This is a genomic window from Planktothrix agardhii (assembly GCF_904830935.1).
In the GTDB taxonomy this organism is placed as follows: Bacteria; Cyanobacteriota; Cyanobacteriia; order Cyanobacteriales; family Microcoleaceae; genus Planktothrix; species Planktothrix agardhii.
In genome coordinates, this window is record NZ_LR882952.1 from 1,501,384 (window position 1) to 1,527,534 (window position 26,151).

The following is a 26,151-nucleotide window of genomic DNA, read 5'->3' on the forward strand; positions in this document are numbered from 1 at the left end:
GCGACAATTTTTATTATTACTGCTTTTTTTTTATTTGTCAAGCCTTTGCTGGGAAAATTTTTTTGACGGGGCTTTTGGCGGAGTCTTCCCCGCAAAGCTAGACTAAAGAAAACAAGCTGGAAGGGATTCTCAGTGAATATGGAGTTTAATCCATTAGACAGGTTAACTCAGGAACAGGTCAATACTTGGGTTCAGGAAGGACAACAACGGAGTCAATTCGGCCAATTACCCAGCTATATTCCCCAGTTAGCCCAGGTTAACCCCCAGGAATTCGGGGTCAAAATCCTGACGCTCCAAGGCCAATCTTACCAGGCGGGGAATCAAACCCTCCGGTTTCCCGTGATGAGTGTGATCAAGTGCTTTCTATTATTAAATCGACTGCTGGAATTAGGGCAGGAGCGGGTTTTTCAACAAGTGGGGGATCAGCCTTCCGATCAACCGTTTAATTCCCTCGAACAGTTACAATCCGATGGCGGATGGCCGCGTAATCCGATGATTAATAGTGGGGCGATCGCCCTAGCTGGATTGCTTCCCGGTCAGGATGCTAATTCTCGCTGTCAGTATCTCTGTTCCTGGTTAAATCAATTCGCCGATTGTCAGTTAGTTTTAGACCAGGATATTCTGGAGTCCGTGCGTTCAGCCCCCAACCCCAAAAACCTGGCCCTGGTTTCCACCCTGGCGGCTTCGGGTTATCTGGAGCATCCCGATATCACCTTGGATACCTATAACCAAATTTGTTGTTTATCGGCCACAATTTCAGATTTAGCCAAATTGGGTTGGTTATTGCTACAACCAACTAACCCGGAATGGGAAAGCGCCATTCGCATCGTCAAAACCTTAATGATCACCTGTGGGTTATACGAAACATCGGGACATTTTGCGCTGAAGTTGGGAATCCCGACTAAATCAGGGGTGAGTGGGGCGGTATTATCAATTATTCCCCTACAGGGAGCGATCGCTTGTTACAGTCCCCCCCTTGATCCCCAAGGAAATTCGATCGGGGGTTTATTTTTTCTGGAAAAAATAGTTAAAACCCTAAATTTAAGTCTGTTTAATTAGTTTCTACATACCCTATTTAGAAGATTAACAGCCTATTAAACTAAATCAAAAATAATCGAACCCGATTGCCAAAATTAAATTATTAAAAAATGTTAAACACAAAAATATAAAAACTTTCTTAAGATTTTATGGTTATATTGAAAATAGCAGCAGAAGTAACTGGAGTGAGACACCCATGGAAGTTAGTCAACTGTTGAGGGAATACGAAGAAGGGGAAAGAGAGTTTACGGGGGTAGACCTCGAAGGTGCAGACCTATCCGGGGTAATTTTGATTGGGGTTAACCTTTCGGGAGCTAACCTAATGGGAGCCAACTTGAGTCGAGCCTTCCTGAGTCGGGTTAAATTCAATGGGGCGTGTTTGCATCGAGTGAATTTGAGTTATGCCAAAATGAATGAGGCACAAGGGGGGGATGCAAACTTAACCAAAGCTAATTTGACGGGGGCTTTTTTGGTTAAAGCTAAACTTCCCAATGCTAATTTAAGCGGTGCAACTTTAGCCGGAGCTAATTTAAGATGCGCCAGCTTACCGAATGCTAATTTATGCTCGGCTAACTTGCCATTCTCGAATTTAAGAGAAACAAACTTAACTGGAGTTAATTTAAAATGGGCAAATTTAGTGGCGGCAAAACTCAGTGGGGCTAATTTATTTGGGGCGGAATTAACGGGAGTTAATTTACAAAGAGCCTACTTAAATGGGATTAAATTAAGTTGCGTTAATCTTGAGGGTGTTAATCTGCATGAAGCTAGAATGAATGGGGCTGATTTAGAGGAAGCAAACCTGATAAATGCTAATCTAAGTCAAGCTCAAATGCGAGGTATTAGGTTAACTAAAGCTGATTTAACCGGAGCTAATTTAGAACAGGCTAGTCTAATGTGGGCAAATTTAAACTGGGCAAATTTATCACAAACAGACTTGAGAGATGCGGATTTAAGAGATGCGTCATTATTGGGAGCTAACCTTGAAAATACTCAATTCCAAGGAGCGCAATTACCGCAATCTTTAAAACTTTATCTGGATTTAGCGATGACCTGCTCTAATTTATATCAAGCTCATACTCAGAAGTGTGATCTTGAGTTAGGATAATTAAAATTCAGATTTAACGGCGCATTCATGGAAACAGATTATACTGTGGTTTTTGTTACGGCAAGTTCTCGTTTGGAAGCGGAAAAAATTGCTCAAGTGTTAGTGGAAGAAAAACTAGCAGCCTGTGTAAGTTTAATGCCAATTCATTCTATTTATACCTGGGAATCAAAATTATGCCGAGCAGATGAATGGCAATTAATTATTAAAACGGATCTCAGAAAATTTGAGCCTTTAACCATAAGGGTTAAACAACTTCACTCCTATGAAGTACCTGAAGTTATCGCTTTACCTATTGTTAATGGTTTAGTAAGTTATTTAGACTGGATTGCTGCACAAACTCAGACCCTTTAAAAAATTTGTTTTCTCTTAATAATTTTATTTACTTTTATAAGGACAAGCATTGATAGGTGTCCTTGTGGATTCCCACCATCTAAATCTTTCACCTATGATGCGTTGTCTTCTGTGGCCTACGCAACGGAAGAAATTCTCTTGGTTTTAGTGGCCGGATAGTAATATTGGAGATATTTGATATTCTAATATTAATTTTGTTGGGTGTAGAGCGATCGCCCTTTTTAAAAGAGCGATCGCTTAGAGTCGCGCACCCATCGCAACTAAAAACTAAGCAACCTCTTGAAAAACTGTAATTTTAACTATTCATAATGGTGGTAAGCGGATGGGGACGAGAGCAAAAGCAAGACTGATTTCGCTCATTTCGTTTATTGCGTTTATTTCGCAAAATTGCTAACATAGGTTATAGCCAATTCTATCCGACCTCTCATTTGCAGAAGTTGGAGACACTTTTGTAGTAAACGCAAACCTTTATATTAGATAGTGAGAGGCTGAATCAATGACACTTACAGAGGCTCCAAACTTGCGGTCTGTTCTACCTACGGAAGAAGAAGCTACGATTGCACAAGCCAGTAGCTCGTCTTTGGCACGGTACATCAAGAACCAAGACGGATGCACCCGTACCATCAAGCTTGTGCAAGATGACAGCCAAGATGAAGTTGTTGTCATACCTGCTGAAGCTTTTCGTCTACTGCTTGAGATGTTGGCACAGATGGCGAAGGGAAATGCTGTAACGCTGATTCCAATTCACGCAGAACTTACCACCCAAGAAGCTGCTGACATTTTGAATGTTTCCCGTCCCTATTTGGTGCAACTGCTGGAGTCTGGAGAAATCCCTTTTCGTAAAGTGGGTACGCGCCGAAGGGTGCGTTACCAAGATTTAATGGACTACAAAAATCGAGTTGATGCAGCACGACGGAAAACTCTTGATGAGCTTACTACTCAAGCTCAAGAACTGAATATGGGATACGAAGGAGTCATGTAGTGGCTAATTTTTCCGTTGTCTACGATGCTTGTGTTTTATATCCAGCACCGCTTCGTGATTTTTTAATGGAACTTGCCATCACTGACTTATTTAAGGCACTTTGGACAGATGCTATTCACGATGAATGGATCAGAAATGTTCTCAAAAATCGTCCTGATCTTACACTTGAACAGCTTACCAGGACTAAAACTCTGATGAATTCTCATGTTAGAGATTGCCTGGTTACAGGATACGAAGACCTAATATTAGGATTACAACTTCCTGATCCAGATGATCGTCATGTTCTTGCTGCTGCCATTCGCTGTAATGCTGATGTAATTGTCACTTTTAATCTTGATGATTTTCCCAGTCAAGCACTTCAACAATATGGTGTTGAAGCGCAGCACCCGGATGAGTTTATTCTACACTTACTCGACTTGAACCCAGCAATGGTCTGTAGAGCAGCCGAAATACAACGAATCAGACTTAAAAATCCACCTAAAACACCTGATGAATATCTGGACACGCTTCTAAAACAAGGACTTCCGCAGTCCGTGAGTACGTTAAGGGAGTTGTGTTATGGAATTTAGCGATCGCTGCTTGTAGTTGCACTTTAGTGCGGCAAAGCTGACAATTCTCATTGTAAGCAGCAAATATAACAGTTCTAAAGATTATGGTAAAATCTTAAAGATTAACTGTTTTATCCAAAACAGAAAAATAAAACAACATCTTGATTAAATCAACAACATGAAAGCTACAGAAACAACTCTTAGGAATCTATTAGAAGGTACTAAACAATTCCAAATTCCCCTTTTTCAAAGACCCTACTCTTGGACTACAGAAAACTGGGAAAATCTTTGGGAAGATGTGATGAAACTTTATACTAATGAAGTAGAAGGTTCATATTTTGTGGGGGCTATTGTTACTCAGGCAATACTTGGAACAGCAGATGGCATATCTCCGTATCTGGTAATTGATGGGCAACAACGCTTGATTACTCTCACTGTTTTATTAGCTGCTATGCGTCAGTATTTGTTGAAAGATAAAAATCAAACAATTAAGGATAAAAATCAAAAACTTGCTGGAGAGTTGTATGATAAAATTTTAACCAATCAATATAAAGAAGGTGAAGATTTTTACAAGGTATTACCGACTCAAGGAGATCGGGAAACTTATCAAAGCATTGTCACAGCCACAAAAGAGAAAGAAATGAAAAAAGAAGGCATGATATACCAATGTTATAATTTTTTTAAAGGGAAACTTAAAAACCCCAATCAAGAAGAAGGTTTGGCACTAGATTTAGCAAAATTCAAGACTGTTATTTTAGAACGTTTAATTCTAGTTAATATTACTTCCGATGAGCAAGATAATCCGTATCTGATTTTTGAAAGCTTAAATTATAAGGGAGAAGAACTAACTCAAGCTGACTTAGTGCGTAACTATATTTTCATGAAATTGCCTCGTGAGAAACGAGAAGAAATATATCATAATAAATGGTTGCGTCTTGAAAATCAATTCAAGGCTAATGTAGCTCCAAAAGAATATGCGAGTGAATTAACAACTGCATTTTGGTTTTATTTGCGTAAAGACGGAGAAGCAGTCAGTGAGAAAGAAGTTTATAAAGTCATCAAGAATCGTTTTGATAATGCGGCTAATGAAATTGAATCTAAGTTAGAAGAAATTATACAATTTATTAACTACTATCAGCGATTAAAATTTTATAGTAAAGAATCAGAAGGTAAGCTACGTTATTGGTTCGAGCGGTTAATGCGCTTGGATTTCACAACTTGCCATATTTTCCTACTTAACGTTTATCACGAGTATGAAGATGAACAGCTTTCTCTTAAACAGTTTGAAACTATTTTGCGTTACTTAGAGTCTTATTTTGTGCGACGTTGGTTTGTTGATGTTTCTACAAAAAGCTTGGGTATAGTATTCAATAATTTGTACAAAGAAGTTCAAGCAGCAAACCCTGATGACTTAGTAAATGGACTACAGACAGTCCTGCGCGGATATGAAAAAGAGAAAAGGTGGCCTTCAGATGAGGATTTCCGTAAAAAAATTATTACTAAGTCGTTGTATACTTCAAAGAATTCGGATCGAATTAAATTAGTTTTGGAAAGTTTAAATTCTACGCTTAGTAAAGAAACAGTAGATCCTGGCAATCTAACGATTGAACACATTATGCCTCAAACATTAACCCCTGAATGGGAACAGATGCTAGGTAACAATTCTAGCCAAGTAAAAAAGGAATTATTACATACTTTGGGAAATCTTACGCTAACAGGATACAATCGTGAGATGGCAAACAAACCCTTTGATTACAAGAAAGGGTGGTATCGGGACTCTAATGTTTCGCTTAATAAATATTTTGAAGAGATAGTAGCTTGGAACGCTGATGAAATTAAAGCTCGTGCTGACAAATTAGCTGATATAGCAATTAAACTTTGGCCTCGATAGGTTTATATTCTCCTTGCCAACTTTCCCTAATATTCCCATCAAAATTGCAATCATTTATCTAATTAAGTTAAAGCAGAGAATAGTGATCGCCCTTGAACTCAAAAAGTGCGATCGCTTTTCTGACTGGGTTCATGTGTTGGAATGCGATCGCCGATCATACAATTTACTAAGATGGTATAATTAACTTACGTTAATCAATAAAAACACTATGACAACCAAAGAAATAATTCTAAACGAATTAGAACAAATTCCTGCTTCTCAACTGGATGAGGTATTAGATTTCATTCGCTCTCTTAAGCAAACCGTTAAACCGACAGAGAAACCGTATAAACCAATTTGGGAAGTAGCAGATGATATTATTAAAGATATTCCTGAAGAAGTTTTAAGTCAATTGCCAAAAGACGGGGCGGAAAATCATGATTTTTACCTATCTAAAAACCTCCATCAAGAATTATGAAAACTTTTTTTGTCGATACATTTTATTGGGTTGCTTTAATTAATGTAGCTGACTCATGGCATCAGTCCGTTAGGGATTATAGTCGCAATCTTAATAATATTCAATTGGTAACAACAGAAGAAGTATTAACAGAAACAATTAATTTTTTTGCCTCCTTTCCATCACCTATGAAAAAAGCTGTTTTTCAGTTACTTACTCAAGTGGTGACTGATAGCCATATCAATGTTATTCCTCAAAGCCATGAATCTTTTACAGCAGGTTTAGAGTTATTTAGTCAACGATTTGATAAAGGATACAGTTTAACAGATTGTATTTCTATGGTAACGATGAATCAACTTAATATTACTGGAGTTTTAACCCATGATAAGCACTTTCAACAAGAAGGTTTCATCATTGTATTTAAGCATAGTTGAATATCGTTGAAGGTTTGTGTAACCCAGAGGCTGTAAAATCAGGGTGATCTATATTTAGTAAAACATCTGCTTCTGTTATATTAGTTGGAATTGTACTGGTAATCAACGCTAGAATAATATGATTATACTGCCCAATTGGATTGGTAAGACAAGCCGCAGGACGGACTTTTGTTGCCGATAAATCATCAAATGGAAAAGGCACTAATACAACTTTACCTTTAGTCATAAAATGGCTTTCCATCAGTAATGGTGTAAATATCTTCTTCAGGGTCTTTTAGAAAGTCAAAGGCGGAATTGTTAGCAACTGCATGAAGCCATTCTTGAGCATTAGGTTCACTATAATTCTGTAAATCTTCTCGATCTTTCCCCATTCCAACGCAAAGATTATCTTTAATAGAAATAGAAGACTGTTGAATTGGTAGTTGCTGAATTGCTAACTTTTTTTCTAGGTTTTGTCTTTCTTCCGGTGTTAATGAAGAAATGATTTGAACTAAAGAATCGATGAGTTTATGGTTCATGTTCCTTCAAGTCCTGAATAATAGTATATTAATTATAGCGCGATCGCCCCTTCTTAACAAAGAGCGATCGCTTCGCTCATTTCGTTTATTAGGCTTGTTTGGCAAAATTGCTAACATTTGTGACCTCAATTTACAAAATTAGTGCTACGATAACACAAATCTCTTTAAGTGTTGCAAAGTTCGATCATGCAGATTAAAGTCGAAGTTCCAGATGAATTGGCGATGCGGTTAAGTCCACTGCAAGAGCAGTTAACACAAATTTTAGAACTGGGTTTGCGGGAATGGAGTGCAGATGCTCAATCTGGATTTTCTGGGTTGGCAGATGTATTGGAATTCTTGGCAAATCTTCCGACTCCAGAGGAAATTTTGGCGTTGAAGCCGTCGGAAGCATTACAACAACATATTAACAATTTGCTGGAAAAAAATAGAACCGTTGGGTTGACGGCTGAGGAGGAACGATCGTGGCAACAATATGAATATATTGAACATTGGGTACGGGTGGCTAAGGCTAAAGCATTGCTGAAACTTAACGAAGCTAAAAAATGAGTAAGGCTTATGTTTCTGCTGCTCTCAAACGCTTGATTTGTAATCGCGCTGATTTTGCTTGTGAGTATTGTTTAATGCCAGAAATTTCTGTTTTTGTACCTCATGAAATCGATCATATAATTGCCGAAAAGCACGGCGGACAAACAAACGAAAATAATTTGGCGTTGGCTTGTACAATCTGCAACAAATATAAAGGAAGCGATCTGGCTTCAATCGATCCCATGAATGGGGAAATTGTGAGATTGTATCATCCTCGTCGCGATCGCTGGCGGGAGCATTTTAAATTAGAAAAAGGCGAAATTATCCCGTTAACTTCGATTGCACGAGTGACAGTAAAATTGTTACAGATAAATCGTCCAGAGCGAGTTGAGGAAAGAAGGTTACTATCACAAGCAAATATTTTGGATATTCCATAATTCTAATTTTACTATAAAAAGTAGGTTAGGTTGAACTTCATTTTTCTAGGTTTTGTCTTTCTTCCAATGTTAATGAAGAAATGATTTGAACTAAAGAATCAATGAGTTTATAATTCATGTTCCTTCAAGTCCTGAATAATAGTATATTAATTATAGCGCGATCGCCCTTTTTAAAAGAGCGATCATCTTCTTCCCTCCCATTAATAAGGGGAGGGTTAGGGTGGGGTTATTCCCTCCATTAATAAGGGGAGAGGGTTAGGGCTGGGGTTATTCCATCCCTTCAATCGGGGCAAAACCCTGACGTTGGATGTTTTCTGTGATGTGACGGGGTTCTAAGAATTGTAATAAATAATCTGGGCCCCCCGCCTTAGAACCGACACCGGAAAGTTTGAACCCACCGAAGGGTTGACGGGAAACAATTGCCCCCGTAATGCCTCGGTTAATATACAAATTTCCGACTTCAAATTCCGCTTTAGCCTTGCTAATATGGGAGGGAGTTCTTGAATATAAACCCCCAGTTAAAGCGAAATTAGTCCCATTAGCAATATCCAAAGCTTGCTCAAAATTCTCAGCTTTAATTACTGCTAAAACCGGGCCAAAAATTTCCTCTTGGGCGATTTTTGCCGTCGGTAAAACATTAATAAAAACCGTTGGCCCGACAAAATAACCGATTTCCGGTGCAGACACTTGGATGGCAAGTTCAGCCTCTTGTTTGCCAATCTCAATATACTCCTTAATCTTCTGTTGAGCATTGGCATCAATCACTGGCCCAACTTGCGTACTTAATAACGCCGCATTTCCCACATTTAAAGACCGTACCGCCTCATTTAAACGGTTCACAAAAGCCTGATAAACAGGTTCCAACACCACCACCCGGGAACAGGCGGAACATTTTTGCCCCGTATAGCCAAAGGCAGAATAGACCACACCCCCCACTGCTTGGTCAAGGTCGGCACTTTCATCAACAATAACGGCGTTTTTGCCCCCCATTTCAGCAACAACCCGTTTTAGGTGTTTCTGTCCTGGTTTCAGTAGTGCCGCCTCAGCATAAATCCGGCACCCGACTTCCTGGGAACCCGTGAAGGTAATCATGTGAACGTCCGGGTGTTGTACCATATAGGAACCTACCGTCGATCCTTTTCCTGGCACAAATTGAAACACACCTGGTGGCACACCCGCATCCACTAATACTTCCGTAATTTTAGCACCGATCACCGATGACACTTCCGCAGGCTTGAGTAACGTGCAGTTACCCGTTACCAAAGATGCTACCGTCATCCCAACGGGAATCGCCAGGGGGAAATTCCAGGGGGAAATAATCAGAGAAATGCCACGGGGTTGATAGTTATAACGGTTGGTTTCTCCAGCAGTGTCATACTGGTAGCCCTGATCTAACCGTTCCATTTCATCGGCATAATAGCGACAAAAATCAATCGCCTCCGATACCTCAGCATCACACTGATGCAGGGGTTTACCCACTTCATACACCATCCAAGCACTGAACTCCGCCCGCCGTTGTTCAAACAGTTCGGCGGCTTTCCGTAGCACACCCGCCCGTTCTCGCACAGGGGTATGCCGCCATTTTGGAAACGCAGTTTTAGCGGATTGAATTGCTGTTTCCGCCTGTTCAACATTAATTAACCCGACTTTTCCAACAATTTCCGAGGGGTCAGAGGGGTTTACCGAGTCTATAATTTGGGTGGTATTAACATATTGACCATTAATTAATGGGTTATAGGTTTGTCCTAATTGGTTATGGACAATTTCTAAAGCCCGCACCCCTTTATCGCGTAAAGCAGCATTAGAAAAATTGGTATCGGCTGAATTAGGAAATACAGGTTTCCAAGTCTCAAAAATATTGCTATTCGGGTTATCTTTGGGGGGAGATAATAACTCGTCAACCGGGCGATTTTCCGAACTTTGACGGATAAAAGAACTATTAGCGGTATTCTCTAATAACCGCCGAATTAAATAGGACATTCCGGGTAATAAATCTCCATAAGGGCAATACATTCTCACCCGATATCCTTTCTGAACTAAGGCTTTAGCTAGTTGGTCGCCCATGCCATATAATACCTGCATTTCAAAGGCACGACTGGGGACATTTAGAGTTTCAGCAATCGCGATCGCCCTAGCTTGAGAACGGACATTATGGCTACCAATAGCCGAATAAATATATTGATGATTTTCTAACATCAATTGCGTCAATCGTTCAAAATTAGCATCCGTTGCCGCCTTATCATTATAGACAGGTTGGGGCCAGTCATTCTGCATGGATTTAATTGTTTCTTGATCCCAATATGCTCCTTTTACCAGTCGCACACTAACGGGATATCCCCGCAATTTCACCCATTCAATAATTCCTTCTAAATCCTTTTGAGATTCCCGTAAATAGGCTTGTACCGTCATCCCAATATCCGTCCGGCTACGAAATTCTGATTCCATCAACAGATTTTTTAAAATGCTGAAGGTTAAATCTTTATAGGCATATTGTTCCATATCAAAATGCACCGCCGCCCCCAATTCCTGCGCCCGACGCAATAAAATACGAATGCGTTCACCGACTTTTTCTTCACTTCCTTTAGCATCTAAAGGATCAAATTGGGAATAAAAAGCAGTTAATTTAACCGATACTTGAACTTTAGAAATCGGGTTGCCATCGGCTTGATCAATTTGGGGAATATTTGACCATTTTTTTGCCGCTTCACTGAGTTTTTCCATCAATTCTAAATAATTATTTAGATAGGATTCTGCTTCGGTTTCCGTAATAACAGCTTCCCCTAATAAATCAACAGTAAACGCCATTTTATCTTTGCGTAAATGTTCTAAAGTTCTAATTATTTTGGGAATATTTTCCCCAGCAATGTATTTTTGAGCTAGGGTTTCCACCGCCGGGGCTACGGTGGTTGCCGCCACTTGTCCGGCTACGGAGTCGGGGTTAGCAAAGTTGAGTAATTTTTTCAGCATATCGGGAAGTTCAACTTCTGCCGTTGTCAAATATTCCTGTAAGTGTGCCGCTATTTCGGGTTTACTTCGCAACGCAGGTAAACAGTCAATAAAATGAAATAACTGCACCCGTAAACCTGGATTTGCCATTGTCCAGTCGAGGAGTTTATCATCTAAACGCATTTGGTCTTGTAACTGACCAAACAAAGAGCGTTTTTTCTCCTGGGTCGCCGCTAGTAATTGTTTAGCAATTTCTAGGGTTTTGGCTTCGTAGGTGTCAGGGTATTGTGCAACCACTGTTGAATGTCTCCAATTAAGATACAGCATGACAAAAGAAGGGAAATGTCAGGATATCCTAACAATTATTTCCCCTCAATTGTGTTTAGGTTCATTTCTTCTATTGTACGTCGAAACGGGGTGACGGGATTAAATCAGTTCTCTCGGCTTTAATGAAGGGATATTTTTAGGCATAGACCTTCCTTAATTCATAACTATTTGATTTATTATCCTCATCAATGGTTAAAAATTCATGGAGTTCTGAAATCGAAATAGGAGATTAGACATCTCCAAAATAGAAACGGGGAGGGATAGCAAGATGGTAAAATTGGATTTTACCCCAATGAGAGATGAGTAAATTAAGAGACTATCTGGACAAGAATCCCCAGCAAGCAAAAAGGCTATTAGGGATGGAATACGAACAGCTAATAAAACTTATTCAAGCCGCGGAGTTATTAGAGCAAGAAAGACGGCAGGAACAGGAAAAAGCTAAGATCAGGTTGATTAAAGCAGGCGGGGGTCGTCACCAGAAATTGTCTGTGGAGGAACAAATCTTACTAACTCTAATTTATCTGCATCAGATGCCGACATTTCAAATGTTAGGGTTACAGTTTGAAGTGAGTGAATCAACAGCGAATGATATTTTCCATAACAAGATAAAAATCTTGAGAGAATTACTGCCAGCCAGTTTAGTTGAGCAAATAAAAAAAAACGAGAGTGATTGGGAGTGGGTAGAAAAAATTCTGCTGGAATTTGAGTTAGTAGTAGATAGCTATGAACAGCCCATGCAAAGACCAACAGACAATGAAGAGCAAAAAAAATATTACTCAGGAAAGAAAAAAACACATACCTTTAAAAATCAAGTCATTGTCATGCCAAACGGGAAAGAAATAGTGGATATAGCTGTGGGTTATACCGGAGCAACAAGCGATCTAAAATTGTGGAGAGAAAGAAGGGAGGAATTGGGGAATAATCAAAAATACAGAGGGGATAAAGCTTATGTAGGGGAAACAGCAATTAATACACCATATAAGAAACCGAGGAATCAAGAAATATCGCTTGAACATCGAGAAGAAAATCGGTTAAAAGCCAAACAAAGGATTGTAGTCGAACATTTAATAAGACTGATAAAAATTTATCGAGTTGCTTCAGAAAGATTTCGGTTAAAGAGCCAAAATTATGAAGCAGTAATCTTGACAGTATGTGGACTAATAAGATGGCGAATAGGAGCGATTGTATTATTATCTAAGAATTGCCCAGAATGCTTTTAAAAAATGATTGAATATCAGAGATAAAATTCATTAATTATTATTAATGTAACTGAAAAAGCCTATGAATCCGTTACTTTGGGAGAACCAGGCACAGGAGTGCTAGAGGTTCAAAAAGTAGCGATAGAGAGCATTTGGGAATTTTCGGAGATGTCTAATAGATAACTTCATACGAAACTATTCCCTCATTACTAATGTAGTTACTAGCAGATTATTAATCTTTCCATTGTTTCAGCGTAGTTGCATAATAGTTAGCTTTACGCCAAGCGTCCTCTGACGTGGAGGCTTTACCCGCAAATTCACTACCTACATGAACTTCACCCGTCTTATCGTCCCAATAATAGAAGTACGCAGAACCTGTTGGTGTCTTAACTTGACCCATTTCTTTTTTAGCCATAACTTCCTTACCTCACACGCTTCTCTTAATAAGAATAGGTCAAACTCAAATCAATGTCAGTCTGAAAAGTAGGAATTTTGACAAAGTTGCAAAAGTACGCAAAGTACGAATAGTATTAAAAGTAGGGTAAAATATGATCACCTTTAACATCTTCTTGGCTTATGGATATTGAAGAAGTCCTAGAACTGGCAGATCATCTCATTTTTACCAAGACAGGAAAACACTTAGATCATCTCCAACAAGCGATTTCTGCGAGGTACTATACAAAACTGTACATACTCGGAAATTGCTGAAGATCATTATGCCAGTGAAAGTCATGTTAAATGGGTAGGTTCAGAATTATGGAAAATTATCTCTGAAGAGTTAGGAGAAACTGTTAAAAAATCTAATTTTAGAGGTATATTTGAGAAAGGAAGAATTTATAAGAATCATCAATCAGCTATCGTTAAAAATATAACAGGCGAAAATGTTACAGTTAATAATCATCTAAATGTTTCTTGCAAAACAGAAAGAGCTAAAGCTCAACAACAAAATGAATCAAATCTAAATGATACCCAAACTACTCTTAACCAACCGCATATTGACTTAAACGACGCACCAAAAATAACAAAATTTTACGATCGCACTCAGGAACTTTCTACCCTAGAAAAATGGATGATAGAAGATAAAGTTCAATTAATAACCCTTTTAGGTTTAAGTGGAATTGGCAAAACAACCCTTTCCCTTCATTTGATAGATGGAATTAAAACTAACTTTGATTATATTATTTATCGTAGTCTTAGTTTTGCTCCTACCCTAGATGAAACCTTAACTAACTTGTTGGAAATATTCTGTAATCAAGATAAAATAGAAATTCCCCTAAAGCTAGAAACAAAACTTTCTCAACTGTTCAATTATCTGCGTCAATATCGCTGTCTTATTATCCTAGATGATATCCAAATGCTATTTTGTGAGGGACAATTAGCAGGTTACTATCAATCTGGTTATGAGAATTATCAACTATTTTATAAAAAAATTGCCGAGGTTTGTCATCAGAGTTGCGTTATCTTAAACAGTTGGGAAAAACCTAGAGAAATTGAAAAAATTGAATTTGAAAATCGTCCTGTTCGTACTTTAATATTAGGAAGTTTAAGTTTAGCTGCTCAAGATATTTTCAGAGATAAAAATTTATCTAATCCTGAAACATGGGATATCTTAATTAATACCTATCAAGGCAACCCTTTATGGTTAGGAATGATAGCAACTCTGATTCAAGAATTATTTAATAGTAGAGTAATTGAGTTTTTGTACTATGATGAGCCGATTTTATGCGACTCCCTGCAAGAGCAACTTAAGCTACATTTTCAACGTTTATCTCCACAGGAAAAAACGGTGATAACTGTACTTTCTAATTCTCCTGAAAGCCTGAATTTGCAGTCTGTTTTAACTCAGACTAAACTATCAAATTCAGAGTTATTAAATACTATTCAATCTCTAATTAGGCGTTTTTTAGTGGTCAGAGAAGAAAAAGATAATATGACATTTTTTATTGTGAATCCTCTCTTAAAAGAATATGTTAAAAGGGTTTAAAGTTGGGGTTTTATTTTAAAAGTTCCCATGTTTACCATTGCTGATGTTGATGGGATTATTAATCAACCCGAATTCTATCAGAATGGACGCTATTATTTTACCGGGGTTTGGCAACAAGCGGGGGAAGGTTCTCCAGGTCAACAACAGATTATAAAAGCGATCGCACCTCACCCCACCGGACTCGATTTTAATACCCTAAAAACGGTTACAAATTTAGATCCTAATTCCCTACAAAATGCCCTCGATACCCTTTCGCGCCATGATGTTATTATAGAAACTGATAACCATTGGCGGATCATTGTAGAACTATTTCGCCGTTGGGTCATTAATAGTGTTAAACTAAACCTATTGACTTAATGTAATAGCAGGTGATTCAGAAAATTATGCTAAAAAACATTGAAGTTCGGTTAGAAATATTTCAAGAAGGTAATTTTTATGTAGCCCTTTGTCCTGATTTAGATGTTTCTAGTTTTGGTGAAACCCTGGAAGAAGCAAAACAATCTGTTCAAGAAGCATTAGAAGCTTTTTTTGAAGAATGCGAAATAATGGGAACATTAAGCATTGTTTTGGAAGAAGCAGGTTTTATGCAACAGAATTGAAGTATGTCATAATATTGTTAAATATCGCTTTCCGTTATTTATGAACTTAACAAAGAGGTTAAACCATGTATCACGTTACAGGAGAATATGCTAAAAACAACTTCAGTGAAGTTTTAGAAAAAGCCAGTACGGAACCGGGAGGAGTTGTTATTGTTCAGGAAAATAAAAGTTTCATTCTCATCAGTCAGGAAGAATTAGAAAGCTGGATAGAAACCGCCAAACTCCTTCAAGATAAAACTTTAATTGCTGATATTGAAGCCTCTCGTCAAGAATATAATCAGGGGGAAGTTTTTACATTATAATTAGAACAAAAACCCATTACGGCGATTAATTTTAGTGATCAGTGCGATCGCATTTTACTTTTTATTGTCGAACTGTTTTGCCATTGAGTTATTAATAATTGACCCCTCCTAACTTCCTATTGAATAGCAGTGCGAACGTCCTCGTTCGCTGATTTAATTTTATCATAAGGAATTACTAGCGAGTGAGGACACTCGCATTGCGATCAGATCAGGATTATGGAATTGTATTTTATGGGTTTCCGTTCGCTAATTTTATTCTATGCAGTAATCGTTATTAATATTCTAGGGTAGTTCAAAATTCTTGCGAAATTAAGCGGAAATGGGTTGATCTCCACCGAAAAGAATAGGGTTGTGTGCAAAAAACCTTTTTTCTCTTTTTAACTTAACTTATTTAAGAGATAAAAAAGATTAAAAAAGGTGATTCTATTCAGAATGGGAGGGGTTAAAATGATGTTACATTCAATTTTAATAATTCTGTTTCAAGGAGGACTAACTCTTTTAGCTGTTGGTGCGATCGCTTATTTCTGTGCTTGTCTATTCCTGTTTTTAAGACAAACTCGATTTATTTTTTTCCCCTCTCGTTTAATTTCTATGACCCCGGATGATGTGGGTTTATCCTATCAAGATATTGAGTTAAAAATTCCTACTCCTTCAGGAAAAATAGAAATGATACATTGTTGGTGGATTCCTTCAGAAACTAATCCTAATCAAAAAGTGATTATTGATTTACATGGAAACCGCAATACTATCGGGGCAAATGTAGGATATGCTGAACAATTTCATCAAATGGGTTTATCGGTTTTATTAGTTGAATATCGGGGATATGGACGCAGTACAAATCGTTTTCCCTCGGAAAAAATAGTCTATGAAGATGTGGAAACTGCCTGGAATTATTTAGTTAATGAACGCCAAATTAATCCTAATAATATTTATATATTTGGACATTCATTAGGAGGAGCGATCGCAATTAATTTAGCTTTAAAACATCCTGAAATTGCTGGATTAATTATTGAAAGTTCCTTTACTAATATTCGAGAAATGATTGATTATAAAAAGAAATATTGGATGTTTCCAATTAATTTAATTTTAACCCAAAAATTCGATTCTATTGCTAAAATTTCGGCATTGAAAATGCCTATATTATTGACTCATGGAACCGAAGATGAGTTAATTCCCAAAACCATGAGTGAAGACCTGTTTAACGCCGCCATAGAACCGAAACAGCTTTTAATTGTGGCGAGTGCGGGTCATAATAATGTTAGACAGGTTGGAGGCGAAGAATATTGGAAAACAGTACAACAATTTTTAACTTGATATAGTAGGGAACAGGGAACAGGGAACAGGAAATAGGAACATAGACAGTTTTAAAACAGGTAAGGGCGACTCATTAGTCACCCCTACAAATAATATTATCGAATAGAAAAATAGTATAAAACTCAATAAATTGAGATTAACCGTTTTCCTCGAACCCTAATTCCTTATAATTCGGATGGGGTTGTTTGAGCATCGTTCTGAGAAAGTTCGGGAGCTACTTGGTGATTTAATGCCGCCACAAGCTGACGTCTCACTTTTGTTGCCCACAAATCAAAATCGAAACTTTCACTGGTCGGAATATCCTCTAAAGAAGTTTCGCGCACAGTTTCTTTACTTAAAGTCATGGTTTTTCGCCTCCTGTTTCAACTCGCAGTGAAGACAGGCGCGTTCCTTCGGGAGAAGTCCCTACTTCCGTCTTTTAGTAGTCATTTTGGTATGCGAGAATCAAAGACTACCAAGAGATGAACGATTTCACTACTCCTTCTGATCGTAGCGCTAAATCCAATTAATATCAAATTATCTTATGCTGATTTTACATAATTATTATACGTTTTTTGCTCTATCTCTGTTAATAACCTCAATCTTTGCTTTTACATCTATCCGATGAGATATCTTTGTTGCTCAATACCAAATAAATTGATTACAATAGGAACATCGGCTTTTCTGATGAAAAAATATTTTAAAGTTTTCTCCTGATAAATGCACCCTTCCTTGAACTTCATTCAGAAAGAGTGCATTTTTTTTGTTAGAGAAAAACCACAACGCTTAACGCAAAGCGGCTTCATCCAGTTGACTCGGACGCACAGAAATTTGTTCAGTTTTTTGTCCGCGATGGAGAGTGATTTTAAGGGGTTGACCAATTTTGCTTTTTTCCACCAAACGCTGCAATTGGTCGGCGCTACTAATAGCTTGTCCATCAATTTCTGTAATCACATCTCCTCGACGTAAACCCGCATTTGCCGAGGGACTATTGGGAATAATTTGTACTACTAATACCCCATTAAATTCAGGAATTAACAGTAAGGAATTAGGGTTATTATTCAGTTGTTTTGCCATATCTGCCGTTAAGGTTGCCATGCGAATCCCAATATAGGGGTGAGCAATTTTTTCTCCTCTAACTAACGCGGCTTCAATGGCTTTAGCGGCATCAATAGGAATGGCAAAACCAATCCCTTGACCATCGGCTCGAATAGCGGTATTAATTCCAATTACTTCCCCCTGAGCATTTAATAACGGCCCCCCAGAATTACCTGGATTAATGGCGGCATCGGTTTGAATAAAATCTAATCGTTTATCGGGAATCCCAACTTGAGAACTGGGACGATTTAAGGTACTAACAATTCCTAGGGTAACGGTATTATCTAATCCCAAAGGATTTCCTAAAGCAATCGCCCAATCTCCGACTTGAACTTCACTGGAATTTCCTAAAGGAGCAACGGGTAAATTATTACCATTAATTTTAATCACGGCTAAATCTGAGGGGTCATCACTGCCTCTAACTTCTCCTTGAAATTGACGACCATCTTTGAGGGTAACGGTGACTTTATCGGCTCCTTTAATTACATGGGAATTGGTTAAAATAATCCCACTACTATCAATAATAAATCCCGAACCCTGTCCCCGTTGTTGATATTCTTGGGGAGTTTGGGGCATTCCTTCCCCAAAGAAACGGCGGAAAAAAGGATCATCAAAAAAAGGATCGGAAATATTAGCAGAAACCGTGCGTTCCGTATCAATTCTAACAACGGCTGGCCCGACTCGATTCACCGCAACTGAGACAAAATTTCCGAAGAAATTAGGGTTAGGAATGGCGGTAACTGTTGGGGGTTGAGTTTGGGTTGGGATGGGTTCAGCTTGGGCAGAAGTTATCAAAAAATGCGGGAAAATCTGTATACTGATTAAGGTTAAGCTTACACTTAAAACCGCAACCAAAAGATAACTAATAATGGAATTAATAGCAACGGTTTTTGGCTGTATTTTCTCCATAGATTCATCCTCAATGCTCTCATTTTCATTCTGAGGCTGAGATTCTGATTCGTTAATACTCAAAGCAACTATCCTCAATTTTAACATAAAAATCAATAAGAAGAAAAGCGGAAATATTGTCATAAATCCGCCTTCCTCTTTTTTGATTATAGTCGAAATTTCCTAAAAATTCGACTATAATCGACACTATTTTTGTTTAGCCTACCTTGAGCAAAGGTTGATGCAATTGCTAATCCCTAACCAACGGTTATTTTCACTACTTTATTTTTTTCTGCTTCCGCTTTGGGTAAGGTTAAGCTGAGAATCCCGTCTTTATATTCAGCCTGAACTTGAGTGTTTTGAATCCGATTAGGAAGGGGAATCACTCGGCGGAATTTTCCATAACGGAATTCGCTGCGACTGATGCCTTTTTCTTCGGTTTGGTTGGTTGATTTTCGTTCTCCCGTAATCGCAACGCCATCAAGACTGACTTGGACATCCAAATCCTCTGGATTTACCCCAGGAACTTCCAGTTTCAGGATAATTGCTTCGGGGGTTTCTTCGAGTTCAGCCGGAGGAAAGAGGGACATCGCGGCTTTTTCCGAAGGAAGGGCCAAACTATCAAACAGACGATTCATTTCTCGTTGTAGAGAATCAATTTCTTGGAAGGGTTGCCAGCGTAATAACTGCATAATCGTTACCTCCATTGACAAATTATTTGATACAATATTTATATAGGCTTGACTACAGCCTTGATGATTCTAAGGATAGTAAATCGGCCGCCGGAATAAATTCGGTTTTAACGAATAAAAAACGGGAAATAGCCGTACTTAAGAGAAAGAGTAGAAACCCAGGACGGGTAATCAGTAGCAGGCGGGATACAGTGGTGTATTTTTTTCTGTGTATAGTCTTGGGAATTTAATCTATAAACCTCAAGTATCTGTTCTGTATGAATGAGTACGTTATTGAAGTTTTAATACTTCCCAAGGTTAGAACTTGTTTTAAATTTTATAAAGATTATTCGTGAATTAATCCTAATGACAACCACTCTGCCCAACAATCAGGGCATTCTGCCGCAGCAACCTGAACTCCCCTCAGTTTCTGACCGCCTAACCAGTTTATTAAACCGTTTACAACCGCCCCCACAAATATTAATTTTAATCTTTGCCCTTGTAATTGGCGGGGGGACGGGATTAGTAATGGTAATGTTTCACGGATTAGTGGAACTATTACAACGGTTAACCCTAGAAGATTTCATGGGATTAATGATGCCATTTGGTCTATGGACATTGGCATTAATTCCACCGATTGGGGGTCTAATTGTGGGGTTAATTCGCTATCGTTATCAAGAGTTTTTTGGCGAGGGGATTTCTTCTTTAATTAATACTCAAAGAATCCAAATTATTTCTCCTTTCAGACCCTTTATTAAACTTTTAGCTGCCGCCATTTCTTTAGGTACGGGTGCTTCCTTAGGCCCGGAAGGGCCGAGTGTAGAAATTGGGGCGAATTTAGGAGCAATTTTAGGGCAAAATTTTCAAGTTTCTAAAGAGCGCTATCGTCTATTATTAGGAGCCGGAGCCGCCGCCGGATTAGCCGCTGGATTTAATGCTCCCATTGCTGGGGTTTTCTTTGCTTTGGAAGTAATTTTAGGTTCAAGTTTTGCGGCTTCGGGTGTGGGTTTAGTCCTATTATCATCGGTGGTTTCTTCTGTAGTTGCTCGAATTGTTTTTGGTGACCATCCGGCCTTTTCTCCCCCGGTTTATGAGGTTCGTAGCAATTGGGAATTATTACTTTATTTAGGATTAGGCTGTTTAGCCAGTTTTGTTTCCTTAGCTTATACCCAAGCGATTAAATTTTCTCAACGTTGTTTTCGAGGAGAAGTTCCGGCTTTCTTCTGTTTAACCAAAATTCCCCGCATTTTACATCCGATGTTGGGAGGTTTATTTGTCGGAATTGTAGCCATTCAATTTCCCCATATTCTCGGCCCGGGTTATGGCACAATTCAAGCCCTATTACAAGAGGGGCGATTTTCCTTAGATTTATTGATGATTTTATTAGTCCTTAAAATTATTGCTACTTCTGTTAGTTTGGGTAGTGGATTAGTGGGGGGAATTTTTGCTCCCGCGATGTTTATTGGGGCAACATTGGGAGCAACTTATGGGCAAGCCGTAGGGGGATTAGTACACCCTTTTTTACCAGATATTGCTCCCCCGGCTGCCTATGCAATGGTGGGAATGGCGGCGGTATTAGCGTCGAGTGTGCGAGCGCCTTTAACGGCGATTTTATTATTATTTGAAATGACTCAAAATTATCTAATTATTTTACCGTTAATGGCGGCGGTGGGGGTAAGTGTTTTAATTGTGGATGTGGTGCAATCTAATCAATCGACTTCTGGATTAAATTTACAACAAATGGGGGTTTATTTAGAACGACCCAATGAATTAGAAATCTTACAAACTATTAGAATTTCTGAAGTTATGGGTCAATCCTATTTAACCCTTCCCTGTTCCATGCCTATTTTAGAGGCAGGTGCGGTGATGGTACAACTGAATTGTCATACGGCTTTAATCTTAGATGAAACCTCTCAATTAGCCGGATTAGTAACGGTTACAGATATCCGTCGTTCCATTTTTCAGGCTACAAACCCCGATTCTTCTTTAGCATTAGGACAGCAAATATTAAAGGAAATTTGCACAACAGAAATCCTCTGCGCCTATGAAGATGAACCCGTTCAGGTCGCATTAGAACGGATGGCGGCGCGAGATTTGCCCCAATTACCCGTTGTCACTCGTGAACATCCGCGTCAACTGGTTGGCATTATTGAAAAAGAACAAATTGCTTTAGCTTGTAATATTGCTGTTACCAAAGACGCCTTACAACCCTATTTACCCAACTCGTAGTAACCCCTTTAGGGGTTAGTCAATACTTGTAGTAACCCCTGAATAGGTAAGAGATAGAGAGCCCTTCAGGGCTCACTACGAATTAGAGGATTTCCCTTCTTAAATAGGGTTGTAAAACATCAGGAATACGGATGGTTTCATCGGGTTGTTGATAATTTTCTAAAATCGCGGCCATGGTTCGACCAACGGCTAACCCGGAACCATTTAAAGCATGAATATATTGTGTGCCTTTCTTACCCGCTTCTTTAAAGCGAATATTAGCCCGTCTAGCTTGAAAATCCCTAACATTGGAACAGCTAGAAATCTCTCGATAGGTTCCGGCCGAGGGCAACCACACCTCAATATCATAACATTTTGCCGCCGAAAATCCTAAATCCCCCGTACATAATTCTATCACCCGATAGGGTAATTTTAACGCCTGTAAAACCCCTTCTGCATCCTGGACTAATTTCTCATGTTCTGCTTCTGAACTATCAGGATGAACCAGTTTTACCATTTCTACTTTATTAAATTGATGTAACCGAATTAACCCCCTAGTATCCCGACCATAACTTCCCGCTTCTCGACGAAAACAAGGGGTATAAGAACAGTGATAAATCGGTAATTGTTCCGCTTCTAAAATCTCATCTCGATACAAATTCATCACTGATACTTCCGATGTCGGAATTAACCATAAATCATCAGCATCACATTTGAAACTTTCTTCCGCAAATTTAGGCAATTGTCCCGTTGCTGTTAAGGAGGTACTATTCACTAATAACGGCGGTATTACCTCAAGATAACCATTATTTGTATGGCGGTCTAACATAAACTGAATTAACGCCCTTTCTAGGGCCGCACCCGCTCCTTTTAAGGCTACAAATCGCGCTTGGGCAACTTTAACCGCCTGTTTAAATTCCAATATATTCAGTTTTTCCCCAATATCCGCATGATGCAAAATATTAGGATTTGTAGGAATATATTTATCTCCCCAACGTCTAATTTCTAAATTTTCCCGTTCATCTTTTCCCACGGGAGTTGATTCACTGGGTAAATTCGGAATTGGTAATAATAATTGATTGATTTGAGCATCAATTTCTTTCTCTTTTGGCTCCAATTCACTCAACTTAATTTTAATTTGTTGACCTTCCTCTCTTAACGCTTTAATTTCTTCGCCTTTGGGGTCACATCCCGACTTAATTTTATCCCCAACTAATTTACCAATATCGTTACTCCGGGTTTGTAATACAACTCGTTCTTGTTCGAGTTGGCGACGTTGTTCATCTAAGGTTAAAATAGGTTGCAAATCATACTCGCCCCGCAAATTTAGGCGTGCTTGCACTGTGGCTGAATTTTCCCGAATTAATTTGATATCTAACACGGCATTTCCTTTAATATTGCTTGATTTTTGATTATTGGTTCATCTTTATAGTTTACTGCATTCAGGGAACATCTAACAAGGGAATCATGGTAAGAAAAGATAAGATATTAAGGGGCGATCGCCTTCTCTAAAAACAATGTTATCAATCAGTTAAGCTATTCCCTATTTGATCAACTTTAACCCCATCAATAGCTTCTATACTTTCAACCATTGGTAAAGATGAAAAAGCCGGAGTCATAATTATTAATCCCCTGGGAACACATTCCACTTCTATCGGTGTTGTCCCAATAATTTCTCCATCTACAACTACTTTTTGGGGTGGATTTGTAGAAATTCTAATCCGTTGAGTTCTAAATCCAATCAAATTATCCCGTTGAATTTCTACCTTCAGTAAACCCGCCCCCAATAAACCCATCATTCCCGCCACCGCCTGCATTTTATTCGCCGGAGATGTATAGATTAAAACCTCTAATAATCCATCATCAGGAACAATTTGTCCCAAACCTTGGGCTAAAACCGAAGTAGGAGGGGCGACATTAGCAATGGTAATGGCGGCGGCTTCAACTTGATTAATTTCGCCATTAATTTCAATTGTTGTTTCAAAGTCTTTTTGTTCTTTTAATTGTTGCCATCCCGCCATAATATAAGCTAAGGGCCCCCAGCGTTTTTTTGCATCTCGATCCGCCTTATTAACTGTTTCCGCTTCAAACCCAATTCCCGCTAATAAAATCATCGGTAAACTGTTACAATAAGCCATATCAACGGTGCGGGTTAATCCGGCAATAATTACTTCACAAGCTCCTTGAATATTAGTCGGAATTCCCAAAGCCACCGAAAACGCATTAGCAGTTCCCCTAGGAATAATTCCCAAGGGAATATTAGTATTAATCACGGCTCCAGCTACGGCGGAAACCGTACCATCTCCCCCCGATGCGATGACTAAATCCACATTTTCTGCGATCGCGTCTTGTGCTAATTGAGTCGGATCATTTTCTCTGGTTGTTAAGCAAACTTTTAAGTGAAAATAGGGTTCTAATAATTGCCGAATTAATAATAAATCTTGATTGGCATTTCCTACCCCAGCAACGGGATTAAAAATCAAATGAGCCGAACGAGTTCGTCGCAATTGCACAACAATGGCTTCGGCGGTTCCAATATTAGTAGCGATTGGAATATTATAGATATTGCAAACTCTTAATAAATTTAAAAGCGGGAATTCATAAAGGTGGGTTTGGGTGGATTCTACTAAATAAATAACAGCTACAATTTCTTCTCTTGCAGTGATTTTAGAGGCGATCACCATATCTCCCCCTTGTCGCAAAGGCAAAACCGTCTCAACCTTTAACCAGGTCTGTTGAGTTAAAGCCGTTGCGATACTGTCTAAACCCGCTAGATGATAATGGGACAGAACATTCGCGTGTTGAGTCACAAAGTCAACCAGAGTTTCTTGCTGAGTCTCATCAGCTAAGAGGAAAATTGTCCCTGACATAATTCACTCATTATTATTGCAATTATTATTATAGCTAATTTAACTATTTTCAGGATGATCTAATCCCAAATGTTTCCAAGCCGCAGGCGTCGCCACACGACCCCGATTTGTCCGTTGAATAAACCCAATTTGCATTAAATAGGGTTCATAAACTTCTTCAATAGTTTGGGTATCTTCCCCCGTAATTGCCGCCATGGTTTCTAATCCCACTGGCCCCCCTTTGAATTTCTCAATAATAGCCGTTAACATATTTCGATCCGTCCAATCTAATCCCAGGGGATCAACATTAAATAATTCCAAAGCAATATTCGCCACTTCTGCATTAATTTCCCCCGTACTTTTGACCTGAACATAATCTCGAACTCGACGTAATAAACGATTAGCAATTCTAGGTGTTCCCCTAGCCCGTTGGGAAATTTCGATCGCGCCTTCTGGGGTTATAGGAGTATTTAATAACTTCGCACTTCGTTGAACAATTAAACTTAATTCGTCTACTTCATAAAAGCGTAACCGTTGAATAATTCCAAAGCGATCGCGCAGGGGAGCCGTTAAGGAACCTACCCGGGTTGTAGCACCAACAATGGTAAAAGGTTTCAGGGGAATACTCCGAGTTTTTGCCGATCTTCCCTGACCAATAGTAATATCTAATCGACAATCCTCCATCGCCGGATATAAAATTTCCTCCGCCACTTTAGATAAGCGATGAATTTCATCAATAAATAATACTTCCCCTGGTTTCAAACTGACTAATAATCCCGCAATATCCCTGGGTTTTTCTAAGGCTGGAGCCGTGGTAATTTTACAAGTCACCCCCATTTCCGAAGCTAAAATTAGGGACATGGTGGTTTTTCCTAATCCTGGGGGGCCATATAATAATAAATGATCTAAAGGTTCCTGACGGGATTTCGCGGCCGCGATCGCAATTGATAAAACCTCTTTTAAATCCTTTTGTCCCACATAATCTTCTAAACGATGGGGTCGGATTTTCTCATCCTGTTGACGATTAATTTCTTCTTCGGGTGTCGCTTCCGCTTCTAACAAATAATCCAATTCATCCGTCGGCTCACTATTCTTGGATTTTCTGGATTTTTTAGCCATGGGAGTCGCCAACCCAGAAAACTCATCAGACGGTTCGGGTTCAGGGGACTGCTTTTTTGAAGAAATAATCGCCATAATAGACCTATGCCATACCGGGGCTACAGGTTCCAACTTTAGCAGGTTTTGGGTGAAACTAATCCTATTATTAGTTTCCAAACCAATATAAAATAAGAACTGAATAAGGGAATAGGCAATTAGGGAATGGGTAATAGCAAGAGTTTACCTCCCGGTAATCCCTATTAAAAGCCTTAAAAGATCCCCAGCAAGCAGTTAAGACACCAGACGGATCTTGGAACCCAGACGGTAAAGTGTTTCCCCCCCTGTTCCCTGTTCCCTGCTATAATACTTCTAGTTATTTCATATCATTCGTAATTCCCCGCCATATACAAAAAATCTGTGAAGA

General features: G+C 38.9%; 29 protein-coding genes, 1 pseudogene and 1 riboswitch. Of the genes and pseudogenes, 20 read left to right on the forward strand and 10 right to left on the reverse strand.

What is annotated here, in order from left to right; all coding sequences use genetic code 11:
• Positions 1-138: 138 nt before the first annotated feature.
• From glsA to NMG88_RS07085, 8 genes are all read left to right on the forward strand, one after another.
• Entirely contained in the window at positions 139-1,059 is a 921-nt protein-coding gene (glsA, locus tag NMG88_RS07050) for a glutaminase A (protein ID WP_042153018.1), read from the forward strand.
• A 175-nt stretch (positions 1,060-1,234) separates the two neighbouring features.
• Positions 1,235-2,143 (forward strand): pentapeptide repeat-containing protein, encoded by a 909-nt coding sequence (locus NMG88_RS07055; RefSeq protein ID WP_227366019.1) that lies wholly within the window; start codon positions 1,235-1,237, stop codon positions 2,141-2,143.
• A 27-nt stretch (positions 2,144-2,170) separates the two neighbouring features.
• Positions 2,171-2,494: a divalent-cation tolerance protein CutA gene (cutA, locus tag NMG88_RS07060; protein WP_042153022.1), complete on the forward strand. Its 324-nt coding sequence runs from the start codon at positions 2,171-2,173 to the stop codon at positions 2,492-2,494.
• A gap of 496 nt (positions 2,495-2,990) precedes the next feature.
• Positions 2,991-3,476: a helix-turn-helix domain-containing protein gene (locus NMG88_RS07065; RefSeq protein ID WP_254035251.1), complete on the forward strand. Its 486-nt coding sequence runs from the start codon at positions 2,991-2,993 to the stop codon at positions 3,474-3,476.
• Positions 3,476-4,045, forward strand: coding sequence for a PIN domain-containing protein (locus tag NMG88_RS07070; protein WP_278047053.1), 570 nt, complete (start codon positions 3,476-3,478; stop codon positions 4,043-4,045). Before NMG88_RS07065 ends, NMG88_RS07070 begins: the two co-directional genes overlap by 1 nt.
• Positions 4,046-4,202: 157 nt before the next feature.
• Positions 4,203-5,915, forward strand: a complete 1,713-nt coding sequence (locus tag NMG88_RS07075) for a DUF262 domain-containing protein (RefSeq protein ID WP_254035253.1) — start codon at positions 4,203-4,205, stop codon at positions 5,913-5,915.
• 208 nt (positions 5,916-6,123) lie between these two features.
• Positions 6,124-6,372 (forward strand): DUF2281 domain-containing protein, encoded by a 249-nt coding sequence (locus tag NMG88_RS07080; RefSeq protein ID WP_254035254.1) that lies wholly within the window; start codon positions 6,124-6,126, stop codon positions 6,370-6,372.
• A complete protein-coding gene (locus tag NMG88_RS07085; RefSeq protein WP_254035255.1) occupies positions 6,369-6,785 on the forward strand; it encodes a type II toxin-antitoxin system VapC family toxin in 417 nt (138 codons plus the stop codon). Before NMG88_RS07080 ends, NMG88_RS07085 begins: the two co-directional genes overlap by 4 nt.
• Here NMG88_RS07085 and NMG88_RS07090 read toward each other — a convergent pair.
• Together NMG88_RS07090 and NMG88_RS07095 are read right to left on the reverse strand one after the other, a co-directional pair.
• Positions 6,772-7,011: a hypothetical protein gene (locus NMG88_RS07090; protein WP_254035256.1), complete on the reverse strand. Its 240-nt coding sequence runs from the start codon at positions 7,009-7,011 to the stop codon at positions 6,772-6,774. The genes NMG88_RS07085 and NMG88_RS07090 overlap by 14 nt on opposite strands.
• Positions 7,004-7,303, reverse strand: coding sequence for a hypothetical protein (locus NMG88_RS07095; protein ID WP_254035257.1), 300 nt, complete (start codon positions 7,301-7,303; stop codon positions 7,004-7,006). Before NMG88_RS07095 ends, NMG88_RS07090 begins: the two co-directional genes overlap by 8 nt.
• Here NMG88_RS07095 and NMG88_RS07100 point away from each other — a divergent pair.
• Genes NMG88_RS07100 through NMG88_RS07110 form a run of 3 tightly spaced genes read left to right on the forward strand, consistent with a single transcriptional unit; the run spans position 7,302 to position 8,265 of the window.
• Positions 7,302-7,445, forward strand: coding sequence for a hypothetical protein (locus NMG88_RS07100; protein ID WP_254035258.1), 144 nt, complete (start codon positions 7,302-7,304; stop codon positions 7,443-7,445). The two genes, NMG88_RS07095 and NMG88_RS07100, sit on opposite strands and share 2 nt — an antisense overlap.
• Positions 7,446-7,489: 44 nt before the next feature.
• A complete protein-coding gene (locus NMG88_RS07105) occupies positions 7,490-7,849 on the forward strand; it encodes a restriction endonuclease subunit S domain-containing protein (RefSeq protein WP_227350331.1) in 360 nt (119 codons plus the stop codon).
• A complete protein-coding gene (locus tag NMG88_RS07110) occupies positions 7,846-8,265 on the forward strand; it encodes an HNH endonuclease (protein ID WP_254033364.1) in 420 nt (139 codons plus the stop codon). Before NMG88_RS07105 ends, NMG88_RS07110 begins: the two co-directional genes overlap by 4 nt.
• A gap of 267 nt (positions 8,266-8,532) precedes the next feature.
• On the opposite strand, the gene pruA is transcribed toward NMG88_RS07110, so the two are convergent.
• Entirely contained in the window at positions 8,533-11,508 is a 2,976-nt protein-coding gene (gene pruA, locus NMG88_RS07115; protein WP_235766204.1) for an L-glutamate gamma-semialdehyde dehydrogenase, read from the reverse strand.
• A gap of 329 nt (positions 11,509-11,837) precedes the next feature.
• Here pruA and NMG88_RS07120 point away from each other — a divergent pair, with 329 nt between their 5' ends.
• On the forward strand, positions 11,838-12,758 hold the full coding sequence (locus NMG88_RS07120; protein WP_042154442.1) for a transposase family protein: 921 nt from the start codon (positions 11,838-11,840) through the stop codon (positions 12,756-12,758).
• A gap of 211 nt (positions 12,759-12,969) precedes the next feature.
• On the opposite strand, the gene NMG88_RS07125 is transcribed toward NMG88_RS07120, so the two are convergent.
• Positions 12,970-13,152: a hypothetical protein gene (locus NMG88_RS07125; protein WP_026789021.1), complete on the reverse strand. Its 183-nt coding sequence runs from the start codon at positions 13,150-13,152 to the stop codon at positions 12,970-12,972.
• 161 nt (positions 13,153-13,313) lie between these two features.
• On the opposite strand from NMG88_RS07125, the gene NMG88_RS22805 reads away from it, so the two are divergent.
• The 7 genes and pseudogenes from NMG88_RS22805 to NMG88_RS07150 all read left to right on the forward strand — a co-directional run bounded on the left by NMG88_RS22805 (position 13,314) and on the right by NMG88_RS07150 (position 16,936).
• On the forward strand, positions 13,314-13,445 hold the full coding sequence (locus tag NMG88_RS22805; protein ID WP_488168649.1) for a helix-turn-helix domain-containing protein: 132 nt from the start codon (positions 13,314-13,316) through the stop codon (positions 13,443-13,445).
• Positions 13,438-13,503, forward strand: a pseudogene (locus NMG88_RS22810) (hypothetical protein); the annotation flags it as partial. The gene NMG88_RS22805 and the pseudogene NMG88_RS22810, both read left to right, overlap by 8 nt.
• A 303-nt stretch (positions 13,504-13,806) precedes the next feature.
• A complete protein-coding gene (locus NMG88_RS07130) occupies positions 13,807-14,721 on the forward strand; it encodes an NB-ARC domain-containing protein (RefSeq protein WP_254035259.1) in 915 nt (304 codons plus the stop codon).
• 27 nt (positions 14,722-14,748) lie between these two features.
• Complete coding sequence (locus NMG88_RS07135; protein WP_026789019.1) at positions 14,749-15,078, forward strand: hypothetical protein; 330 nt, start codon at positions 14,749-14,751, stop codon at positions 15,076-15,078.
• 26 nt (positions 15,079-15,104) lie between these two features.
• The gene (locus NMG88_RS07140; protein ID WP_043937990.1) at positions 15,105-15,320 is read left to right on the forward strand and encodes a type II toxin-antitoxin system HicB family antitoxin; all 216 of its coding nucleotides are present in this window, start codon (positions 15,105-15,107) and stop codon (positions 15,318-15,320) included.
• 65 nt (positions 15,321-15,385) lie between these two features.
• Positions 15,386-15,622, forward strand: a complete 237-nt coding sequence (locus NMG88_RS07145; RefSeq protein WP_026797191.1) for a type II toxin-antitoxin system Phd/YefM family antitoxin — start codon at positions 15,386-15,388, stop codon at positions 15,620-15,622.
• Between the two features lie 447 nt (positions 15,623-16,069).
• Complete coding sequence (locus tag NMG88_RS07150; protein WP_346732942.1) at positions 16,070-16,936, forward strand: alpha/beta hydrolase; 867 nt, start codon at positions 16,070-16,072, stop codon at positions 16,934-16,936.
• 164 nt (positions 16,937-17,100) lie between these two features.
• Here NMG88_RS07150 and NMG88_RS07155 read toward each other — a convergent pair whose 3' ends face one another.
• The 3 genes from NMG88_RS07155 to NMG88_RS07165 all read right to left on the reverse strand — a co-directional run bounded on the left by NMG88_RS07155 (position 17,101) and on the right by NMG88_RS07165 (position 19,593).
• Positions 17,101-17,280 (reverse strand): hypothetical protein, encoded by a 180-nt coding sequence (locus NMG88_RS07155; RefSeq protein WP_254033362.1) that lies wholly within the window; start codon positions 17,278-17,280, stop codon positions 17,101-17,103.
• A gap of 37 nt (positions 17,281-17,317) precedes the next feature.
• A riboswitch (Glutamine riboswitch) is annotated at positions 17,318-17,406 on the reverse strand.
• Between the two features lie 295 nt (positions 17,407-17,701).
• Entirely contained in the window at positions 17,702-18,922 is a 1,221-nt protein-coding gene (locus NMG88_RS07160) for an HhoA/HhoB/HtrA family serine endopeptidase (protein WP_235753723.1), read from the reverse strand.
• Positions 18,923-19,158: 236 nt separating this feature from the next.
• Positions 19,159-19,593, reverse strand: a complete 435-nt coding sequence (locus NMG88_RS07165; RefSeq protein ID WP_042153056.1) for an Hsp20/alpha crystallin family protein — start codon at positions 19,591-19,593, stop codon at positions 19,159-19,161.
• 345 nt (positions 19,594-19,938) lie between these two features.
• On the opposite strand from NMG88_RS07165, the gene NMG88_RS07170 reads away from it, so the two are divergent.
• The gene (locus NMG88_RS07170; protein WP_042153059.1) at positions 19,939-21,801 is read left to right on the forward strand and encodes a chloride channel protein; all 1,863 of its coding nucleotides are present in this window, start codon (positions 19,939-19,941) and stop codon (positions 21,799-21,801) included.
• Between the two features lie 82 nt (positions 21,802-21,883).
• Here NMG88_RS07170 and serS read toward each other — a convergent pair whose 3' ends face one another.
• The 3 genes from serS to ruvB all read right to left on the reverse strand — a co-directional run bounded on the left by serS (position 21,884) and on the right by ruvB (position 25,823).
• Positions 21,884-23,161, reverse strand: a complete 1,278-nt coding sequence (gene serS / locus NMG88_RS07175; RefSeq protein ID WP_042153062.1) for a serine--tRNA ligase — start codon at positions 23,159-23,161, stop codon at positions 21,884-21,886.
• Between the two features lie 142 nt (positions 23,162-23,303).
• Positions 23,304-24,650, reverse strand: a complete 1,347-nt coding sequence (locus NMG88_RS07180; RefSeq protein ID WP_042153064.1) for a YegS/Rv2252/BmrU family lipid kinase — start codon at positions 24,648-24,650, stop codon at positions 23,304-23,306.
• Positions 24,651-24,689: 39 nt separating this feature from the next.
• On the reverse strand, positions 24,690-25,823 hold the full coding sequence (ruvB, locus tag NMG88_RS07185; protein WP_227350340.1) for a Holliday junction branch migration DNA helicase RuvB: 1,134 nt from the start codon (positions 25,821-25,823) through the stop codon (positions 24,690-24,692).
• Positions 25,824-26,151: the final 328 nt, after the last annotated feature.

What these genes read in the sequence shown, in the direction of transcription:
- NMG88_RS07165 (WP_042153056.1), bottom strand. Translation starts at nt 19,593, where the DNA reads ATGCAGTTATTACGCTGGCAACCCTTCCAAGAAATTGATTCTCTACAA.
- NMG88_RS07145 (WP_026797191.1), top strand. Translation starts at nt 15,386, where the DNA reads ATGTATCACGTTACAGGAGAATATGCTAAAAACAACTTCAGTGAAGTT.
- NMG88_RS07160 (WP_235753723.1), bottom strand. Translation starts at nt 18,922, where the DNA reads ATGGAGAAAATACAGCCAAAAACCGTTGCTATTAATTCCATTATTAGT.
- NMG88_RS07075 (WP_254035253.1), top strand. Translation starts at nt 4,203, where the DNA reads ATGAAAGCTACAGAAACAACTCTTAGGAATCTATTAGAAGGTACTAAA.
- NMG88_RS07140 (WP_043937990.1), top strand. Translation starts at nt 15,105, where the DNA reads ATGCTAAAAAACATTGAAGTTCGGTTAGAAATATTTCAAGAAGGTAAT.
- NMG88_RS07135 (WP_026789019.1), top strand. Translation starts at nt 14,749, where the DNA reads ATGTTTACCATTGCTGATGTTGATGGGATTATTAATCAACCCGAATTC.
- NMG88_RS07120 (WP_042154442.1), top strand. Translation starts at nt 11,838, where the DNA reads ATGAGTAAATTAAGAGACTATCTGGACAAGAATCCCCAGCAAGCAAAA.
- NMG88_RS07105 (WP_227350331.1), top strand. Translation starts at nt 7,490, where the DNA reads ATGCAGATTAAAGTCGAAGTTCCAGATGAATTGGCGATGCGGTTAAGT.
- NMG88_RS07100 (WP_254035258.1), top strand. Translation starts at nt 7,302, where the DNA reads ATGTTCCTTCAAGTCCTGAATAATAGTATATTAATTATAGCGCGATCG.
- NMG88_RS07080 (WP_254035254.1), top strand. Translation starts at nt 6,124, where the DNA reads ATGACAACCAAAGAAATAATTCTAAACGAATTAGAACAAATTCCTGCT.
- cutA (WP_042153022.1), top strand. Translation starts at nt 2,171, where the DNA reads ATGGAAACAGATTATACTGTGGTTTTTGTTACGGCAAGTTCTCGTTTG.
- NMG88_RS07055 (WP_227366019.1), top strand. Translation starts at nt 1,235, where the DNA reads ATGGAAGTTAGTCAACTGTTGAGGGAATACGAAGAAGGGGAAAGAGAG.
- NMG88_RS07170 (WP_042153059.1), top strand. Translation starts at nt 19,939, where the DNA reads ATGACAACCACTCTGCCCAACAATCAGGGCATTCTGCCGCAGCAACCT.
- NMG88_RS07155 (WP_254033362.1), bottom strand. Translation starts at nt 17,280, where the DNA reads ATGACTTTAAGTAAAGAAACTGTGCGCGAAACTTCTTTAGAGGATATT.
- NMG88_RS07130 (WP_254035259.1), top strand. Translation starts at nt 13,807, where the DNA reads ATGATAGAAGATAAAGTTCAATTAATAACCCTTTTAGGTTTAAGTGGA.
- NMG88_RS22805 (WP_488168649.1), top strand. Translation starts at nt 13,314, where the DNA reads ATGGATATTGAAGAAGTCCTAGAACTGGCAGATCATCTCATTTTTACC.
- glsA (WP_042153018.1), top strand. Translation starts at nt 139, where the DNA reads ATGGAGTTTAATCCATTAGACAGGTTAACTCAGGAACAGGTCAATACT.
- NMG88_RS07180 (WP_042153064.1), bottom strand. Translation starts at nt 24,650, where the DNA reads ATGTCAGGGACAATTTTCCTCTTAGCTGATGAGACTCAGCAAGAAACT.
- NMG88_RS07065 (WP_254035251.1), top strand. Translation starts at nt 2,991, where the DNA reads ATGACACTTACAGAGGCTCCAAACTTGCGGTCTGTTCTACCTACGGAA.
- NMG88_RS07150 (WP_346732942.1), top strand. Translation starts at nt 16,070, where the DNA reads ATGATGTTACATTCAATTTTAATAATTCTGTTTCAAGGAGGACTAACT.
- ruvB (WP_227350340.1), bottom strand. Translation starts at nt 25,823, where the DNA reads ATGGCGATTATTTCTTCAAAAAAGCAGTCCCCTGAACCCGAACCGTCT.
- NMG88_RS07090 (WP_254035256.1), bottom strand. Translation starts at nt 7,011, where the DNA reads ATGACTAAAGGTAAAGTTGTATTAGTGCCTTTTCCATTTGATGATTTA.
- NMG88_RS07085 (WP_254035255.1), top strand. Translation starts at nt 6,369, where the DNA reads ATGAAAACTTTTTTTGTCGATACATTTTATTGGGTTGCTTTAATTAAT.
- NMG88_RS07125 (WP_026789021.1), bottom strand. Translation starts at nt 13,152, where the DNA reads ATGGCTAAAAAAGAAATGGGTCAAGTTAAGACACCAACAGGTTCTGCG.
- NMG88_RS07110 (WP_254033364.1), top strand. Translation starts at nt 7,846, where the DNA reads ATGAGTAAGGCTTATGTTTCTGCTGCTCTCAAACGCTTGATTTGTAAT.
- NMG88_RS07095 (WP_254035257.1), bottom strand. Translation starts at nt 7,303, where the DNA reads ATGAACCATAAACTCATCGATTCTTTAGTTCAAATCATTTCTTCATTA.